This window comes from Arenibaculum pallidiluteum (assembly GCF_017355985.1).
Taxonomy (GTDB): Bacteria; Pseudomonadota; Alphaproteobacteria; order Azospirillales; family Azospirillaceae; genus Arenibaculum; species Arenibaculum pallidiluteum.
Genome location: NZ_JAFIQU010000054.1, coordinates 1 through 511 on the forward strand (window position 1 = coordinate 1; position 511 = coordinate 511).

Consider the following 511-nt stretch of genomic DNA (forward strand, 5'->3'; position numbering starts at 1 on the left):
CGGATCTGCGGCAAGGACGTGGTCCTGTACCGCCGCAGCGACGGGCAGGTGGCGGCGCTCGAGGATGCCTGCTGGCACCGGCTGCTGCCGCTCTCGCTCGGCCATCTGCGCGGCGACGAGGTCGTCTGCGGCTATCACGGCCTGGTCTTCAACGCCGCCGGGCGCTGCACCTTCATGCCCGCCCAGGAGACCATCAACCCCTCGGCCTGCGTGCGCGCCTATCCCGTGGTCGAGCGCTACCGCCTGGCCTGGATCTGGATGGGCGACCCGGCCCTGGCCGACCCCGAAAAGATCCCGGACTTCCACTGGAACAGCGATCCGCCCTGGGTCGGCGAGGGCGGCACCTTCTACGGGCTGAAATGCGACTACCGGCTGGTCATCGACAACCTGATGGACCTCACGCACGAGACCTACGTGCACGCCGGCAGCATCGGGGACGAGGCGATCACGCGCAATCCGTTCGAGGTCACGCACAGCGAGCGCAAGGTGACGGTGGCGCGCTGGATGGAGG

At 68.9% G+C, this 511-nt stretch carries 1 protein-coding gene; it reads left to right on the plus strand.

Going from position 1 to position 511, the window contains the following annotated elements:
• Positions 1-511 (plus strand): Rieske 2Fe-2S domain-containing protein (locus JUB13_RS31055; RefSeq protein ID WP_207486134.1); only part of this gene is annotated, 511 nt, incomplete at both ends.